General features: G+C 71.4%; 19 protein-coding genes. 9 read left to right on the forward strand and 10 right to left on the reverse strand.

Annotated elements, in window-relative coordinates:
- Positions 1-6 precede the first annotated feature (6 nt).
- The 4 genes from alr (at position 7) to ACLJOK_RS29485 (ending at position 3,471) form a co-directional block, all read left to right on the forward strand.
- A complete protein-coding gene (gene alr / locus ACLJOK_RS29470; RefSeq protein ID WP_354944288.1) occupies positions 7-1,125 on the forward strand; it encodes an alanine racemase in 1,119 nt (372 codons plus the stop codon).
- Entirely contained in the window at positions 1,122-2,225 is a 1,104-nt protein-coding gene (locus ACLJOK_RS29475) for an alpha/beta fold hydrolase (RefSeq protein ID WP_410821804.1), read from the forward strand. Before alr ends, ACLJOK_RS29475 begins: the two co-directional genes overlap by 4 nt.
- Entirely contained in the window at positions 2,222-2,704 is a 483-nt protein-coding gene (gene tsaE, locus ACLJOK_RS29480) for a tRNA (adenosine(37)-N6)-threonylcarbamoyltransferase complex ATPase subunit type 1 TsaE (RefSeq protein WP_410821805.1), read from the forward strand. The genes ACLJOK_RS29475 and tsaE overlap by 4 nt, the downstream gene beginning before the upstream one ends.
- Positions 2,705-2,769: 65 nt before the next feature.
- Positions 2,770-3,471: a uracil-DNA glycosylase gene (locus tag ACLJOK_RS29485; protein ID WP_410821806.1), complete on the forward strand. Its 702-nt coding sequence runs from the start codon at positions 2,770-2,772 to the stop codon at positions 3,469-3,471.
- A 26-nt stretch (positions 3,472-3,497) separates the two neighbouring features.
- On the opposite strand, the gene ACLJOK_RS29490 is transcribed toward ACLJOK_RS29485, so the two are convergent.
- Positions 3,498-3,710: a hypothetical protein gene (locus ACLJOK_RS29490; RefSeq protein ID WP_410821807.1), complete on the reverse strand. Its 213-nt coding sequence runs from the start codon at positions 3,708-3,710 to the stop codon at positions 3,498-3,500.
- Entirely contained in the window at positions 3,711-3,902 is a 192-nt protein-coding gene (locus ACLJOK_RS29495) for a hypothetical protein (RefSeq protein WP_410821808.1), read from the reverse strand. It abuts the gene before it with no gap.
- A gap of 378 nt (positions 3,903-4,280) precedes the next feature.
- Between ACLJOK_RS29495 and tsaB the strand changes: the two genes are divergently transcribed.
- Genes tsaB through ACLJOK_RS29515 form a run of 4 tightly spaced genes read left to right on the forward strand, consistent with a single transcriptional unit; the run spans position 4,281 to position 6,745 of the window.
- A complete protein-coding gene (gene tsaB / locus ACLJOK_RS29500) occupies positions 4,281-4,958 on the forward strand; it encodes a tRNA (adenosine(37)-N6)-threonylcarbamoyltransferase complex dimerization subunit type 1 TsaB (protein ID WP_410821809.1) in 678 nt (225 codons plus the stop codon).
- A complete protein-coding gene (rimI, locus tag ACLJOK_RS29505; protein WP_410821810.1) occupies positions 4,955-5,437 on the forward strand; it encodes a ribosomal protein S18-alanine N-acetyltransferase in 483 nt (160 codons plus the stop codon). Before tsaB ends, rimI begins: the two co-directional genes overlap by 4 nt.
- Positions 5,430-6,476, forward strand: a complete 1,047-nt coding sequence (gene tsaD / locus ACLJOK_RS29510; RefSeq protein WP_410821811.1) for a tRNA (adenosine(37)-N6)-threonylcarbamoyltransferase complex transferase subunit TsaD — start codon at positions 5,430-5,432, stop codon at positions 6,474-6,476. Before rimI ends, tsaD begins: the two co-directional genes overlap by 8 nt.
- Positions 6,477-6,490: 14 nt before the next feature.
- Positions 6,491-6,745, forward strand: a complete 255-nt coding sequence (locus ACLJOK_RS29515; protein ID WP_053660576.1) for a hypothetical protein — start codon at positions 6,491-6,493, stop codon at positions 6,743-6,745.
- Positions 6,746-6,778: 33 nt separating this feature from the next.
- Here ACLJOK_RS29515 and ACLJOK_RS29520 read toward each other — a convergent pair whose 3' ends face one another.
- The 8 genes from ACLJOK_RS29520 to ACLJOK_RS29555 form a co-directional block, all read right to left on the reverse strand.
- On the reverse strand, positions 6,779-7,519 hold the full coding sequence (locus ACLJOK_RS29520) for a DUF4142 domain-containing protein (RefSeq protein ID WP_410821812.1): 741 nt from the start codon (positions 7,517-7,519) through the stop codon (positions 6,779-6,781).
- A gap of 125 nt (positions 7,520-7,644) precedes the next feature.
- Complete coding sequence (locus ACLJOK_RS29525; protein ID WP_410821813.1) at positions 7,645-7,941, reverse strand: DUF1707 domain-containing protein; 297 nt, start codon at positions 7,939-7,941, stop codon at positions 7,645-7,647.
- A 19-nt stretch (positions 7,942-7,960) separates the two neighbouring features.
- On the reverse strand, positions 7,961-9,142 hold the full coding sequence (locus tag ACLJOK_RS29530) for an ROK family protein (RefSeq protein ID WP_410821814.1): 1,182 nt from the start codon (positions 9,140-9,142) through the stop codon (positions 7,961-7,963).
- 22 nt (positions 9,143-9,164) lie between these two features.
- Positions 9,165-10,427: a sugar ABC transporter permease gene (locus ACLJOK_RS29535; RefSeq protein ID WP_410821815.1), complete on the reverse strand. Its 1,263-nt coding sequence runs from the start codon at positions 10,425-10,427 to the stop codon at positions 9,165-9,167.
- Positions 10,424-11,242, reverse strand: coding sequence for an ATP-binding cassette domain-containing protein (locus ACLJOK_RS29540; RefSeq protein ID WP_238679445.1), 819 nt, complete (start codon positions 11,240-11,242; stop codon positions 10,424-10,426). The genes ACLJOK_RS29535 and ACLJOK_RS29540 overlap by 4 nt, the downstream gene beginning before the upstream one ends.
- A 114-nt stretch (positions 11,243-11,356) precedes the next feature.
- Positions 11,357-12,442 (reverse strand): sugar ABC transporter substrate-binding protein, encoded by a 1,086-nt coding sequence (locus ACLJOK_RS29545; protein WP_410821816.1) that lies wholly within the window; start codon positions 12,440-12,442, stop codon positions 11,357-11,359.
- 179 nt (positions 12,443-12,621) lie between these two features.
- Positions 12,622-13,104, reverse strand: coding sequence for a Cys-tRNA(Pro) deacylase (gene ybaK / locus ACLJOK_RS29550; RefSeq protein WP_410821817.1), 483 nt, complete (start codon positions 13,102-13,104; stop codon positions 12,622-12,624).
- A 47-nt stretch (positions 13,105-13,151) separates the two neighbouring features.
- Positions 13,152-14,348, reverse strand: a complete 1,197-nt coding sequence (locus ACLJOK_RS29555) for a THUMP-like domain-containing protein (RefSeq protein WP_410821818.1) — start codon at positions 14,346-14,348, stop codon at positions 13,152-13,154.
- A gap of 259 nt (positions 14,349-14,607) precedes the next feature.
- On the opposite strand from ACLJOK_RS29555, the gene groES reads away from it, so the two are divergent.
- Positions 14,608-14,922 (forward strand): co-chaperone GroES, encoded by a 315-nt coding sequence (gene groES / locus ACLJOK_RS29560; protein WP_030330046.1) that lies wholly within the window; start codon positions 14,608-14,610, stop codon positions 14,920-14,922.
- Positions 14,923-14,985 lie beyond the last annotated feature (63 nt).

The following is a 14,985-nucleotide window of genomic DNA, read 5'->3' on the forward strand; positions in this document are numbered from 1 at the left end:
GGGCGCATGTGGCAGGCCGAGGTACGCGTCGATCTTGACGCCATCCGCGAGAACGTGAGCAGGCTCCGGTCCGGCACCACCGCCGAGTTGATGGCGGTGGTGAAGGCCGACGGGTACGGCCACGGCATGCTTCCGGCCGCCCGCGCGGCGCTCGACGCCGGCGCTGACTGGCTCGGTGTCTGCACCCTCGACGAGGCGCTCACCCTGCGGCGGGCCGGGGTGACGGTTCCGGTGCTGGCCTGGCTGCTCGCCCCCGGGTTGCCGCTGCACGAGGGTGTCACCGCCGGTGTGGACCTGGGCGCGGCCAGCCTGGCGCAACTGGACGAGATGATCGAGGCGAGTCGCCTCGCCGGGCGACCCGCCCGCCTGCACCTCAAGATCGATACAGGTCTGTCCCGGGGCGGAGCGACAGTCGCCGACTGGCCCGCGCTGCTGGACGCCGCCGCGAAGGCGCAGGCCGACGGCCTGGTCGAGGTGGTCGGCGTGTGGAGCCACTTCGTGTACGCGGACTCGCCCGGCCACCCCACCACCGACCGTCAACTGGCCGTCTTCCACGAAGGGCTGGCCATGGTCGAGCGGGCCGGGCTGCGACCGCGCTGGCGGCACCTCGCCAACTCGGCGGCCACCCTCACCCGCCCGGACACCCACTTCGACCTGGTCCGCCCCGGCCTGGCCATCTACGGGCTCTCCCCGGTGGCCGGCGAGACGTACGGGCTGCGCCCGGCGATGACCGCCCGGGCCCGGGTGATGCTCACCAAGCGGGTGCCCGCCGGCACCGGTATCTCCTACGGGCACGCCTACACGACGGAAGCCGACGCGAACCTGGCAGTGGTGCCGCTCGGGTACGCCGACGGGGTCCCCCGGCACGCGTCCAACACCGGCCCGGTGCAGCTAGGCGGCGTACGCCGGACGATCTCGGGGCGGGTCTGCATGGACCAGTTCGTGCTCGACTGCGGCGACGACCCGGTGGCCGACGGCGACGTGGCGACGCTCTTCGGCAGCGGTGCCGACGGCGAGCCGACCGCGGACGACTGGGCAGAGGCGGTCGGCACGATCAACTACGAGATCGTCACCCGGTTCGGCGGCACGCGGGTGCCCCGGGTCTACGACGGCGAGAAACCATGAGCTACCGCATTCCGCGTCCGCGGACGGCCGCCGGCCGGGTCGCGGGGATCGTCGGCGCGGCGGTGGGGGTGGCCGCGGCGGGTCTGGCGGCAGGCGTCGCGACCGAGCGGACCCTGGTCCGCCGGCTCAAGGCGGACCCGGCCGACCGCTACGCGCACGAGACGTTCGACCAGCAGCGGTACGACGAGGCGTTCCGCCTGGAACTGCCGGACGGCACGGACATCCACGTCGAGGTGGTCGAGCCGACCCGACCGGTGCCGGGGCGCCCGACGGTGGTGCTGGTGCACGGCTTCTGCCTGGACATGGGGACGTTCCACTTCCAGCGTCAGATGCTCGCCGCCCGCGGCGACTACCGGATCGTGTCGTACGACCAGCCCGGCCACGGCAGGTCCGGGCGGTTGGAGACCGGGGAGTACGACCTCGCCGTGCTCGGCCGCACGCTGCGCCAGGTGATCGACCGAACCGCCCCGGACGGGCCGCTGGTGCTGGTCGGCCATTCGATGGGCGGCATGACCATCATGGCGTTCGCCGAGCTGTTCCCGGAGCTGTTCGGCGACCGGGTGGTGGGCACCGTTCTGATGGCCACGTCGGGCGGGCTCGTCGCGGAGACCAAGCTGGTCGCACCCGCGCTGCTCGGCCGGGTCGGTGGCCCGGTGCTCTACATGGTCAGCAACGCCACCCGGTACGGCGGGCCGGTGATCGACAAGGCCCGCAAGTCGACGTCGAACGTGGCGTGGCTGCTGACCCGCAAGTACGGCTTCGGCACCCGCAAGCCCAGCCCGTCGCTGGTGTCCTACGTGGAGACGATGAACTCCCGGACGTCGGCCGACACGGTGACCCGCTACCTGCGTACCCTGGCCACCCACTCGCGCTTCCCGGCGCTGGCGGCGCTGGCGGCGACTCCGGTGCTGGTGGTGGTCGGCGACAAGGACATGATCACGCCGGTGACCCACTCCGAGGAGATCGTCCGCCGGTTGCCGCACGCCGAATTCGTGAAGATCAAGGACAGCGGTCACGTGGTGATGTTGGAGCACGCGGACGAGGTCAACGCCGCCCTGGCGCGGTTCCTGGAGTCATTGCAGAGCGTGGAGGAACGGTGAGTCACGTCGTCAAGCTGTCGACCGTCGAGGACACTCGGGACTTCGGCCGGCGGCTGGCCGGGCTGCTGCGCGCCGGCGACCTGGTGCTGTTGACCGGCCCGTTGGGCGCCGGCAAGACAGCGCTCACCCAGGGCATCGGCGCCGGGCTCGGTGTCCTCGGGGACATCACCTCGCCGACCTTCGTGATCGCCCGGGTGCACCGCCCCGATCCGGCCCGGGGCGGCCGGGTGGCGCTGGTGCACGCCGACGCGTACCGGTTGGGTGAAGCCACCGACCCGCGCGCCGAGATCGACGACCTGGACCTCGACGCGTCGGTGGACGATTCGGTGACAGTGGTGGAGTGGGGCGAGGGCCTGGTGGAGCAGTTGGTGGACGCGCACCTGCGGGTGCGTATCGACCGCCGCGACGACGACACCCGCATCGTCGAGCTGGACCCGATCGGCGGCGACTGGGCCCGGCGGCTCGCCGACCTGGGCTAGGTCGGCCGCTGTCGTACCCGATGCCTAGAGTGCGGGAGACCGACCCGCGCTGTGAGAGGTTCCTGATGCCCGACGACGCCCCCGCCCTGGATCTGCTGGCCCTGCTGCCGGAGCAGTGGCGCACCGTGCTCACCCCGCACCTCGACCCGGCACGCACCGCCGCGCTGGGCGAGTTCGTCGCCCGGGAATACGCGACGCAGACGGTCTTCCCGCCGGTGGAGGATCTGTTCTCGGCATACCGGCTCTGCCCGCCGCAGGGCACCCGGGTGCTCATCCTCGGGCAGGATCCCTACCACCGGGCCGGGCAGGCGCACGGGCTGAGCTTCAGCGTCCGCGACGGTGTGACGGTGCCGCCGTCGTTGCGCAACGTCTTCAAGGAGCTGGGCGAGGATGTGGGCGTCCCCAAGCCGCGCAACGGCAACCTCGATGGGTGGGCCGCCCAGGGGGTGCTGCTGCTCAACGCGGTGCTGACCGTCCGGCAGGCCACCCCGGGCTCGCACGCCAACGCCGGCTGGGAAGAGTTCACCGACGCGACCATCCGGGCACTGGACGCGGCACCGGAGCGGGTGGTCTTCCTGCTCTGGGGTGGCTACGCCCGCAAGAAGGCGGCGCTGGTCACCAATCCGCAGCACGTGGTGCTCGAGGCGGGTCACCCCAGCCCGATGAACCCGCGCGGCTTCCTCGGTAGCCGCCCGTTCAGCGCGGCCAACAAGGCACTCGCCGACGCCGGCCTGCCCACCATCGACTGGGAGCGCACCGCCGGCTGAGCCGACACCTCGGGCCGGCAGTTGGCTCAGCTGCTGCTGGCCGGCTGCCGGTTCCGGTAGCGGCGTAACAGTGCGGCGGCGCGAGGCTCGCTCAGCTCCAGCTCGACGAGGGGCACCACCTGGTACCTCCGCTCACCGTGGCGCACCTCGATCGTCTCGGGCAGCTCGTCGCACATGGTGGCCCTGATCTCCCCGTACGGGGTCGACCACAGGTGTTCGCCCGGCTCCTCGGGCTCCAATTACACCCCGCAGAACTCACCCCAGCGGGCGTTCCACCGCTGGCCGTAGTTCGTCTCCAGCCAGCGGGTGAACGGTTTGGAGTCCTGCCAGCGCAGCGCGATCTCCAGCGTGTCGGCCGGCACCGGTGGGCCCTGTAGCAGCGCCGCCGTGCTCCCGGTGATCACCTGCGGGAAGTCGGTGAGCCGGTCCAACAGCCGATCCAGGCCAAGCTCATCGATCCGCTCGGCGATCGGCCAGTGCGGCCAACTGACGCTGACTCAGGTCGCGCAGATGTCGTTGCTGCCGTACGGCAGTGCCGAGAAGGGTGACAAGGCGGGTGGATGACATCCCGCATGGTCGACCGAGGGCGAGACGTCCGCGATCCCGTTGCGGCAGATCGGCGGCTTGCCGTCGATCCGACCCCGAGAATCGCCCGGTCCGTGATCTGGCGGCGGATGGCGGGACTTACTCCAATGAGCGTGATGTGGCTCCACCGCTCGTTCGGGGCCAGGCGGTTGACCCGGCCGCGTGGGCGGTGACGGGGCGGGGCGTGACTGAGGGCTGCGGCGGGGCGGCTAGGCTGGCTTACCGTGCTCGTACTCGTGGTGGACAGCTCGACCCCCGCGGTCACCGCGGCGCTGGTGGAGGTCTCGGCAGACGGCGTGGCGTCGCGCGCGCACCGGTGCACTGTCGACGCCCGCGCGCACGGTGAGCTGCTCGCGCCCCAGGTGGATGCGGTCCTCGCCGACGCTGACGCGCGCCCGCGTGACCTCGCCGCCATCGTCGCCGGTCTCGGCCCGGGGCCGTTCACCGGGCTGCGGGTCGGCCTGGTCACCGCCGCGACCATGGGTCAGGTGCTCGGCATCCCCACCTACGGCGTCTGTTCGCTGGACGCCATCGGTTACCCGGCGGCGTCCGGCGCGCCGGTCCTGGCCGCCAGCGACGCCCGGCGCAAGGAGCTCTACTGGGCCGTCTACGACGGCGCCGGCCAGCGGATCGTCGGGCCCGAGGTGTCCGCGCCGGCGGTCGCCGCCGCGCGCGCCCGCGAACTGGGCGCGACGATCGCCGTCGGTGACGGGGCGCACCGGTACGCCGAGGTCCTGGACCTGCCCGTCCGGGTCGAACCGCGCTACCCGGACTCGACAGTGCTGGCTCTGCTCGCCGCCGAGCGGATCCGGGCGGGCGCGTCCAGTGAGCGGCTCACCCCGCTGTACCTGCGCCGCCCCGACGCGGTGGCGGCGACCGGCCGCAAACCGGTCCTGCCATGACGGCGGTACGGCTCGAACCGTTCCGCTGGTGGCACATCGACGACGTGCTGCCGATCGAGGCGGACCTCTTCGGCGCTGAGAAGTGGTCGCCCGCCATGTTCTGGAGCGAACTCGCCAACGGGCACCACTACCGGGTCGCCGTCGACGCTGACGGTTCAGTGCTCGGCTACGCCGGGCTCGCCGGCGTTCCGCCCGACGAGGTGTGGGTGCAGAACATCGCCGTCCGCCGGGACGCCCAGCGGCGCGGCGTGGGCCGGACCCTGCTGGAGGAGTTGCTCACCGAGGCGGTCCGGCGCGACGCCCGCAGCACCCTGCTGGAGGTCGCCGTGGACAACGCCGCAGCCCAGCGGCTCTACGCGACGTACGGTTTCGAGCCGATCGGGGTGCGGCGGGGCTACTACCAACCGAGCAACACCGACGCGCTGGTCATGCGGCGCGACGCCGAGCCGACCGGGGACGGACCACACGACCATGGCTGACGAACCACTGATCCTGGGAATCGAGACCTCCTGCGACGAGACCGGCGTCGGCATCGTGCGGGGGCACACCCTGCTGGCCGACGCGCTCGCCTCCAGCGTCGAGGAACACGCCCGGTTCGGGGGTGTGGTGCCGGAGGTGGCCAGCCGGGCACACCTGGAGGCCATCGTGCCGACCATGGACCGGGCACTGACCGAGGCCGGCGTCACACTGGCCGACATCGACGCTATCGCCGTCACCTCCGGGCCGGGGTTGGCCGGCGCGTTGCTGGTCGGCGTCGCCGCCGCCAAGGGGTACGCGGTCGCCGCCGAGAAACCCATCTATGGCGTCAACCACCTCGCTGCCCACGTCGCGGTGGACACCCTCGAGCACGGCCCGCTGCCTGAACCCGCCATCGCGCTCCTGGTGTCCGGCGGCCACTCGTCCCTCCTGCTCGTCGACGACCTGGCCCGGGGCGTCACCCCGCTGGGCGCCACCATCGACGACGCGGCCGGGGAGGCGTTCGACAAGGTCGCCCGGCTGCTCGGGTTGCCGTTCCCGGGCGGTCCGCCCATCGACCGGGAGGCCCGGGCCGGCGATGCGGCCTCAATCGCGTTCCCCCGTGGTCTGACCGCGGCGAAGGATCTCGCCGCCCACCGGTACGACTTCTCGTTCTCGGGCCTGAAGACGGCGGTGGCCCGGTGGGTCGAGGCTCGCCAGCGTGCCGGTGAGCCGGTGCCGCTGGCCGACGTGGCCGCGTCCTTCCAGGAGGCGGTCTGTGACGTCCTGACCAGCAAGGCGCTGGCCGCCTGCCGCGCGCAGGGCATCGACACCCTGGTCATCGGCGGGGGAGTTGCGGCGAACTCGCGGCTGCGGGCGATGGCCGAGCAGCGAGCCGAGAAGTACGGCATCCGGGTCCGGGTACCCCGGCCGAAGCTGTGCACCGACAACGGCGCGATGGTGGCCGCGCTCGGTTCGCACCTGGTCGCCGCCGGGGTCGCTCCGAGCCGACTGGACCTGCCAGCCGACTCGGCACTGCCGTTGACCACGGTCAGCGTGTGACGGGAGCGGCGGACATGATCGTGCGGATGTGGGAGGCGCGCGCCGAGGCGTACGGGGTCGCCGACCTGATCACCTGGGTGTGCGACACCGCCCTGCCCGAGTTGGAGCACGACCCGCTCCACGTCTCCAGCGAGGTCTTCTCCTCCACCGACCACCGGGTGGTGGTGATCTCCAAGTGGCGCAGCAACCCCCGCCCGCTTCCGGACCCGCCAGCCCTGCTGGTGGCCCGCGCCCCGCACTCCTGGGACTTCACCCAGGTAGACCGTTGACGCGAGCCACCATCCAGGCTGCCGGCTGACTGGTCAGCTGCGGCGCAACATCCGGTAGGTGGCGATTCCGCCTGTGCCCAGCGCGGCGAGGAAGACCAGCCAGACGACTGTGCTGCTGACTCCGACCTGCGGGCCGGAGTTGGCGGCGGCGGCGGCCAGGAGCCCGTCCTCACCCGGGGCGGGCAGGGCGGCCGGCGGCAGCTCCGGCCAGCGGACCAGGCCGGTGCTCTCCAGCATCTGCATGTGGTGCATCACGAAGCCGTTGGAGTCGTCGCAGAGCTTGCGGACTGTGGCGTCCCGGGTGCTGGCGCGGACCGCGCCGATCACCGGGAAGATCTTGCCGTGGGCGACCCGGAGCCGGGTGACGAAGATCTGGTCGAACCGAGCGCCGGACGCCTTCTGCATCTCGGCCAGCCAGCCCTTCTGCTCGGCGGTCGGCTCGCTGGGGATCGTCGCGCCCAACTTGTTGGCCGCGTCGACCACGAGCTGGTCGAGCTTCTGGTGCTCGCTGGCGATGCCGGCGCCAATCTCCCGGACCTTCGCCGACTGTCCCTTCTCGGCGGCCATCTGGCCGGCTGGCATCTCCCACAGCCCGGCCAGCCGCACCCCGTTGAGCAGTGTCATGTCGGCGGCGTTGAGCTGCTGGCCACCGGCGGGCGCGGCGACGGCCACGCCGGGCAGGACACCGACCCCCGCGATGACCGCGATGAGCAGCATCGCCGCTCGGTGGGTCCGGGTGCCCATTCGGCGATGGGCGGATCTGAGCGGTGCCATGTCTGTGGTGCCTCCTCGGTCCGGACCGGAACGCGTCTGGACCGGGCAGCCGTACCCTGCCGGTTGCCCGTCCGCCCACTGGTACGGATTGATCGCGTGATCAGTTCACCGCGGAGCGACAGGGATCAGCGGGTGACGGCGAGCAGACCGCCGAGCAGCAGCAGCGTGAGCGCCGCCGCGGCGAAGACCATCAGCAACTCCTGACGCCCACGCGTGACCGGGCCGGCGTCGACGACCGTGTTGGGCAGGGCCGGCAGGTCGCGGGTCAGCGCGGCCAGGTCACCGAGGGTGCGCGCCGTCCACACAGCACCGGCCCGATCGGAGAACTCGTCAAGCGTCAGCCGGCCCGCCGCGGTGTGCTGGTGCAGCGCGGCGACCACCCGGTTGCGGTCGTCGTCGGAGGCGCGCAGCTCGACATCCACGCCGGACAGCGTACGCGGATCAGCCCACGTCGAGGGGGTCGGCGAGGAGCCGTTCGAAGGCCAGTTCGGCGGCACCGATCAGGGGCGCGTCCGCACCCAGTTTCGGTGTGCGTAGCCGGACGTGCTCCAGGCAGGCGCCGAGCGCGTTGGAGTTGAGCCGGCTGCGGATCTGGGCCGCCGCCGCGAGGTAGAGGTCACGCATGGTCCCGCCGAAGATGACCATCTCGGGGTTGAAGACGTTCACCAGGTTGGCAACCCCGAAGCCGAGCCAGTCGCCGGCCTGGCGGACCGCCGTCTGGGCTCTGGCGTCACCGCGGTCGGCCGCGTCGAAGACCTCCAGCAGCGCGTCACGGCCCCGGGCGTCGGAGCGTCCGGCGGCGCGCAGGAGGCCGTGCTCGCCGATCTCGGTTTCCCAGCAGCCCCGGGAGCCGCACTCACAGGGCCTGCCGTCGCGGACCACCTTCATGTGGCCGACCTCGCCGCCGTACCCACCGTGCCCGGTCAGCCTGCGCCCGCCGGCGATGATGCCGGCACCCACGCCGACGTCGCCGTAGAGGTAGAGGACGTTGTCGCAACCCGCCGCCACACCTCGTGCGTGCTCGGCGAACGCGGCGACGTCGGCGACGTTGCCCACTGTGATCGGTACGTCGATGCCCAACTCGTCGGCCAGGGCCGCGCCGATCGGCTCGTCCACCCAACCGGTGGTGGGGCCGAGTCGGACCAGGCCGTCGTCCCGGCGGACCATGCCGCAGACCGCGACGCCGGCACCGACGCAGATCGCGTCCGCCGGCACCAGTTGCTGCATCTCCTTGACCGCGCCGGCCAGCAGCGGCGCGGCCTCCGCGGCCAGCAACCCGCGTGGCCGATCCAGATCCCGGCGGTCCAGGACCGCGCCACCCAGACCGATCCGGGCGGCACGCAGTCGGTCCACCTCCACCGAGTACGCGTATGCGTAGACCCGGGCCGACTCGGGCCGGACGACCAGTGACGGTCGTCCGGCCCGGCCGGTCTCCTTCGGTGCCCCTTCGCTGACCAGCCCTACTGCGGACAGGTCGGCGGTGAGCGCGCCGATGGTGCTGCGGTTGAGGCCCAGCGTGGTGGTCAGTTCGGCACGCGTGGTCGCCCCATTGACGTGCACGTGCCGCAGCAGGGCCCCGAGGTTCTGCCGTCGTACGTCATCCTGGCTCGGTCCTGGGCGCATGCTGGTGCTACCTCCCGCGCGGTCAGCGGGTGCCGGTGGCTGCCGCGCGGCGGCGGGAGAGCGCGTCGACGCTGGCGGCGAGCAGCAGCACGACGCCCGTGACCACGTACTTGACTCCCGCGCTGTACCCCATCAGGCCCATTCCGTTTTCGATGACCGCGACCACCGCACCGCCGAGTACGGCGTCGAGGACGCGGCCCTTGCCACCGAAGAGGCTGGTGCCGCCGATCACCGCTGCGCCGACCGCGTAGAGCAGTACGTTACTGCCCCCGGTGTTCGGGTCGACCGAGTTGGCCCGGCTGGCCGCCACGATGCCGCCGATGGCTGCCATCGAGGAGCAGATCACGAAGACCGAGATCCGGATCCGGTCGACTCCGATGCCGGCCCGGCGGGCCGCTTCGCGGTTGCCGCCCACGGCGTAGATGTGCCGACCGTAGCTGGTGCGTTGGAGCACGAAGGTCCAGATGACCAGCAGCACCGCGATGATCGGCACCACGATCGGCACACCCTTGAGCGAGACGATGAGGACGTTGCGGCTGCGCTCCAGGTTGAGCACGTACACCGCGGTGCCGAGGATGACGGCGAGCCCGCCGATCCGCAGCGCCACCACCGCGAGCGGGTCGGTGATCAGGCCGCGGGCCACCCGGTTGCGGTGGCGCAGCAGTTGCACCGCCGCGTAACCGATGACCGCGAGGGCGGTCAGGCCCCAGCCCAGTATGGGGGCGAGGTTGCGGTTGGCGATAGCGACCAGCACCTCGTCGCGGACGGCGATGTTGGTGCCCTCCTTGACGAGCAGCAGCACGACGCCCTGGAAGGCGAGGAAGCCGGCGAGGGTGACCACAAAGGACGGAATGCCGATCTTCGCGACGAGCATGCCGAGCGTGGTGCCGATGACCACACCGGTGGCGACCGCGGCGAGCACGGCGACCCACCAGGGGTAGCCGAGCACGGTGACCACGTTGGCCAGCACCGCCGCGCAGACGCCGCTGGCGAAGCCGGCGGAGAGGTCGATCTCGCCGAGCAGCAGCACGAAGACCAGGCCCATCGCGATCAGCGTGACCGCCGCGCCCTGGGTGAAGAGGTTGGCGAAGTTACCGGCCGACAGGAACGACGACGGCCGCATGATCGCGAAGACGGTGCAGAGCACGATCAGGCCGAGCACGGCTGGTAGCGCACCGACGTCGCCACCGCGTACCCGACTCAGGTAGTTGCGGAAGTGGCCTCCGATGGTCGGCGTCGGTGTGACGGCGGCGGGGCCGTCCTTCCGCACGGCGGTGGTGGTCATCGGACGCCTCCTGAGATCGAGTCGGCCGCCTGCGGGCCGTCGCCGTTGCTGCCCGGGTCGGTGGCGAGGCCGAGCCCGCCCGAGCGCCCGGCGGTGATCAGCTCGACCACCTGGGCGTGGGTGATGTCGGTGGTCTTCACCTGGGCGACCATCTGGCCGAGGTACAGCGCGGCGATCCGGTCGGAGACGGCGAAGACGTCGTTCATGTTGTGCGAGATGAGCACCACGGCCAGGCCGTTGTCGGCGAGGCGGCGGACCAGTTCGAGCACCTGGGCGGTCTGCGCCACGCCCAGCGCCGCGGTCGGCTCGTCCAGGATGACGAGCTTGCTGTTCCACAGCACCGCCTTGGCGATGGCCACGGTCTGGCGTTGACCGCCGGAGAGGCTGGACACGTGCTGGCGAAGTGAGGTGACGGTGCGGATGGAGAGCCCCGCCAGGGTTTCGGCGGCGAGCTGTTCCATTGTCGGCTCGTCGAGGACGATGCCGCTGCGCTTCTCCCTGCCCAGGAACATGTTCTGCACGATGTCCAGGTTGTCGCAGAGCGCGAGGTCCTGGTAGACGACTTCGATGCCGAGCGTGGCGGCGTCGCGGGGGCTGCCGATGTGCACCGGTTCGCCGTTGAACAGGAACTCTCCGGCGTCGGTGGGGTGGATGCCGCTGATGCACTTCACCAGGGTCGACTTGCCGGCGCCGTTGTCGCCGACCAGTGCGGTCACTTCGCCGGGGTGGACGGTCAGGGCGACGTCGCGGAGCACCTGGACGGGACCGAAGCTCTTGTCGATCCCGCGGAGTTCCAGCAGGGGGGTCGCGGACACGGGGGTCTCCTTCTTAAGGGAGGGTCGGGGCCCGTCCGGCGGGCGCCGCCCGGCACGGGAGGGTTCTCCCGTGCCGGGCGGCGATGGTCGTTCCGGCGGGTACTGCGGCGTCGGTCAGCTGATGCCGGCTTCGGCGCAGAACTTGGTGTACGCCGCGGTGCAGACCTCTTCCTTGGTCACGTAGCCGTCGGCGATGACGTCCTTGACGCTGTCCTTGTAGATGGCCTTCGGGGTGAGCAGCACCGAGGGAACGTCCCGGTCGCCGTCCTTGACCGTCTGGCCGGTGTCCTTCTTCTCGCCCTTGGCGAGCGCGATGGCCAGGTCGGAGGCGGCCTTGGCCTCTTCCCGGACCGCCTTGTAGACGGTCATGCACTGGTCACCGGCGAGGATGTTCTGCAGGCCCTCGGTGCTGGCGTCCTGCCCGGTCACCGGCACCTTGCCGTTGAGCTTGTTCTTCTTCAGGATCGAGATGGCCGCGTTGCCGAGACCGTCGTTGGCGGCCAGCACACCGTCGATCTTGCCGTTGGCCTTGGTGAGCTGCTGCTCGAAGATCGTCGCGGCCTGCGCGTTGTCCCACGCGGGCACCGCGTCCTCAGGGCCCTTGACGTACTCCTTGGCGTCGAACTTCGGCTTGAGCACCGAGTCGTAGCCGGCCTTGAAGAGGGTGGCGTTGTTGTCGGTGGGGGAGCCGTTCAGGTACGCCACGACGGGGTTCTTGGCGCCCTTCTCGGTCAGGCACTTCGACAGACCCTCGCCCTGGAGCTTGCCGACGGTCTCGTTGTCGAAGCTGACGTAGTACTGGGCGGAGCCGCCGAGGGTGAGCCGGTCGTAGTCGATGGTGGCGACACCCTGCGACTTGGCCTTGTCGAGCACGGCCTTGCCGGTGCCGGAGTCCAGGTTGACGATCATCAGGGCGGTCACGCCGCCGGTGATCATCTGGTCGGCGATGGTCTGGAAGGCGGTCTTGTCGTTCTGGGCGTTCTGGATGTCGTACTTGACGCCGGCGGCCTTGAACGCCTCCTCCAGGAACCGACGGTCCGCCGTTTCCCAGCGGGCCGAGGACTTGCTGTCCGGGAGGATCACGCCGATCTTGGGGGTCTTGGCGGAGGCGGCCTTGTCGCCGGAGTCGTCGCCACAGGCGGTCAAGCCGCCGGTCGTGAGCAGGCCCACGGCGGCGATGGTGAGGATCCCCTTACGCATGTGCAGGGTCCTTTCGGAGGTGGGGGAGGTGTTGTTTTGTTGTGTCCGGCAACGTATTTCGCGTCACACCGGCTCCACAAGACCGCGCAGGTGCATAGTTTGTTGGGAGCGATAACAATTCAGCAACGCGACTGTTACTCCCCGGGTATCCCACGGGGGAGTCGACGTAACGACTGTCGTCAGTGGGTCTGCAACGGCGCGGTGCGGGCGTCGGTCAGCGCCACCAGATCCGCCGCGGCCAGTTCGAGTTGCAGACCGCGCCGACCAGCCGAGACGTAGATCGTCGGGAGATCCAGCGCGGATTCGTCCAGCACTGTGGGCAACCGTCGACGCTGCCCGAGCGGGCTGATTCCACCGCGTACGTAACCGGTGGCCCGCTCGGCGACCGCCCGGTCGGCCAACGCCGCCCGCTTGCCACCGACCGCCGCCGCGAGCGCCTTGAGATCCAGCTCGCCGGTGACCGGGACGACCGCCACTACTGTGAGCGCGCCGTCGACCTCGGTCACCAGCGACTTGAACACACGCTCCGGTGCCACGCCGAGCGCCACCGCCACCAGCGCGCCGTAGTTCGGGGCGTCCGGCGCCACCCGGTACGGATGGGTGCGATGCGCGATCCCGCGCCTGACCAACAGTGCCGTTGCCGGCGTGCCCTGTCCCGCCACAGCGACGAGGCTAGTCGACCGGCTGGCCGAGGCGACGCTAGGCGACGCTAGGCGACCGGCTGGCCGACGAGCACCGTCGGTGCGCCGTTGACCCGGGTGAGCACCAGACTCGCCGCCGCGTCCCCAGCCAGCCGCAGGTCCCGCCGGAGCTGTTCCGGGGTGAGCGCCGAACCCCGCTTGAGAATCTCGACCCGGCCCACCCGCCGGTCGCGCAGCAGCGCCCGCAGGCGCTTGAGTGAGAACGGCAGCACGTCGGTGATCTCCAGGCAGCGCGCGTACGGGGTGCGGATCGGCTGGTCGGCGTAGAGGTAGGCGATGCTCGGATCGCCCAGGGTGGCGTCCAGTTCGGTGGCCAGTTCGGCCACGAGGTGCGCGCGGACCACCGCCGGGTCCGGGTCGTACAGGTAGCGGCGCGGCGGCCCGACCGGTGCCTCGGCGGCACCCGAGCCGGTGAGCTGGTGGAGGTGCGCCTCGGCGCCCCGCTGGCGGTAGAGGGTGGCGCGGCGGGGCACCTCCGCAAGCTCGCCGCACCAGAGCGCGGCCTCGACCAGGTCGCCGTCCACGCCGACCCACTCGGCCTCCGCGCCGACCGGAATGAGCGCGTGGTCCAGGCCCGGGGCGACCTTCACCACTGTGCGCGGCACCCGCTCGGCCAGCCCGGTGACGAAGTCCCACGGTGGCGAGTAGGCGCGAGGGTCGAAGATCCGCCGCCCGGTGCCGGTGGTGCGGCGGGCCGGGTCGCAGAAGACCCCGTCGACCCCTGACACGTCGAACCCGGTCGCGTCGCCGCACTCGACGCTGAACAGCTCGGCCAGGCCGGCCGCCTCGGCGTTGGCGGCGGCCATCGCCGCGGTCACCGGGTCGGCCTCCACCCCGTACACCCGGATGCCGGCACGGGCGGCGGCCAGCGCGTCGGCCCCGAGCCCGCACCCGAGGTCGGCCAGGGTGCGCACGCCGGCCGCGTACAGCCGGGCGGCCCGACGGTCGGCGACCACCCGGCGGGTGGCCTGCTCCAGGCCGGGACGGGTGAGGAACATCCCAGCGGCGGCCGGGCCGAACTTGCCCACCGCCCGGTGGCGCAGCTCGGCCTGGGTGAGGGCCGCCGCGGCCAACGTCGGCGGCACCCCGGTCGCGCGCAGCGCCGACGCCGCGACCAGTGGATCACCGCCGGCCAGGTCGGCCGCCGCCGTGAGCGCGGCCGACCCCTCTGGGGTACGCAGCGCCGCCAGCTGATCGAGATCCACCCGGCCATTGTCCCGGCTGACCCGGAAATCCTGGCTGGCGGGGCGCGACGCGCTGGCACTCTCCTTGACGGAGTGCTAGCCACGGAATAACCTGCGATTAGCACTCTCACCCTGAGGGTGCCAGCGTCCGGGTCTCGCGACCCGGGTGCGCACGCCAGGCGGACCGGCACCCGCGACGACGGCACCGCCCGGTGGCATGAGGCAGATTGACGCTGGTCAGCCCCGCTGGCCAGCAACGAAACCAGTACCCCAGGAGGGTATGCCCGTGACTACCGCGACCAAGGTTGCGATCAAGCCGCTCGAGGACCGCATCGTGGTCCAGGCGAACGAGGCTGAGACCACCACGGCGTCGGGCATCGTGATCCCCGACACCGCCAAGGAGAAGCCGCAGGAGGGCACCGTCCTCGCTGTGGGCCCGGGGCGCGTCGACGACAACGGCAACCGGGTTCCGGTTGACGTGCAGGTCGGCGACACCGTCCTCTACTCGAAGTACGGCGGCACCGAGGTCAAGTACGCCGGCGAGGAGTACCTGGTGCTCTCCGCCCGCGACGTCCTCGCGGTCATCGAGAAGTAAGCAACCGATCAGTGCCAATGCCCCGGTCCGGCTCGCCGGGCCGGGGCAATGGCGCTTCGAAGG

The organism is Micromonospora sp. 050-3 (assembly GCF_046549335.1).
GTDB classification, from domain to species: Bacteria; Actinomycetota; Actinomycetes; order Mycobacteriales; family Micromonosporaceae; genus Micromonospora; species Micromonospora trifolii.

What these genes read in the sequence shown, in the direction of transcription:
- groES (WP_030330046.1), top strand. Translation starts at nt 14,608, where the DNA reads ATGCCCGTGACTACCGCGACCAAGGTTGCGATCAAGCCGCTCGAGGAC.
- ACLJOK_RS29485 (WP_410821806.1), top strand. Translation starts at nt 2,770, where the DNA reads ATGCCCGACGACGCCCCCGCCCTGGATCTGCTGGCCCTGCTGCCGGAG.
- ACLJOK_RS29530 (WP_410821814.1), bottom strand. Translation starts at nt 9,142, where the DNA reads ATGCGCCCAGGACCGAGCCAGGATGACGTACGACGGCAGAACCTCGGG.
- ACLJOK_RS29475 (WP_410821804.1), top strand. Translation starts at nt 1,122, where the DNA reads ATGAGCTACCGCATTCCGCGTCCGCGGACGGCCGCCGGCCGGGTCGCG.
- ACLJOK_RS29535 (WP_410821815.1), bottom strand. Translation starts at nt 10,427, where the DNA reads ATGACCACCACCGCCGTGCGGAAGGACGGCCCCGCCGCCGTCACACCG.
- tsaD (WP_410821811.1), top strand. Translation starts at nt 5,430, where the DNA reads ATGGCTGACGAACCACTGATCCTGGGAATCGAGACCTCCTGCGACGAG.
- rimI (WP_410821810.1), top strand. Translation starts at nt 4,955, where the DNA reads ATGACGGCGGTACGGCTCGAACCGTTCCGCTGGTGGCACATCGACGAC.
- alr (WP_354944288.1), top strand. Translation starts at nt 7, where the DNA reads ATGTGGCAGGCCGAGGTACGCGTCGATCTTGACGCCATCCGCGAGAAC.
- ACLJOK_RS29520 (WP_410821812.1), bottom strand. Translation starts at nt 7,519, where the DNA reads ATGGCACCGCTCAGATCCGCCCATCGCCGAATGGGCACCCGGACCCAC.
- ACLJOK_RS29545 (WP_410821816.1), bottom strand. Translation starts at nt 12,442, where the DNA reads ATGCGTAAGGGGATCCTCACCATCGCCGCCGTGGGCCTGCTCACGACC.
- ACLJOK_RS29515 (WP_053660576.1), top strand. Translation starts at nt 6,491, where the DNA reads ATGATCGTGCGGATGTGGGAGGCGCGCGCCGAGGCGTACGGGGTCGCC.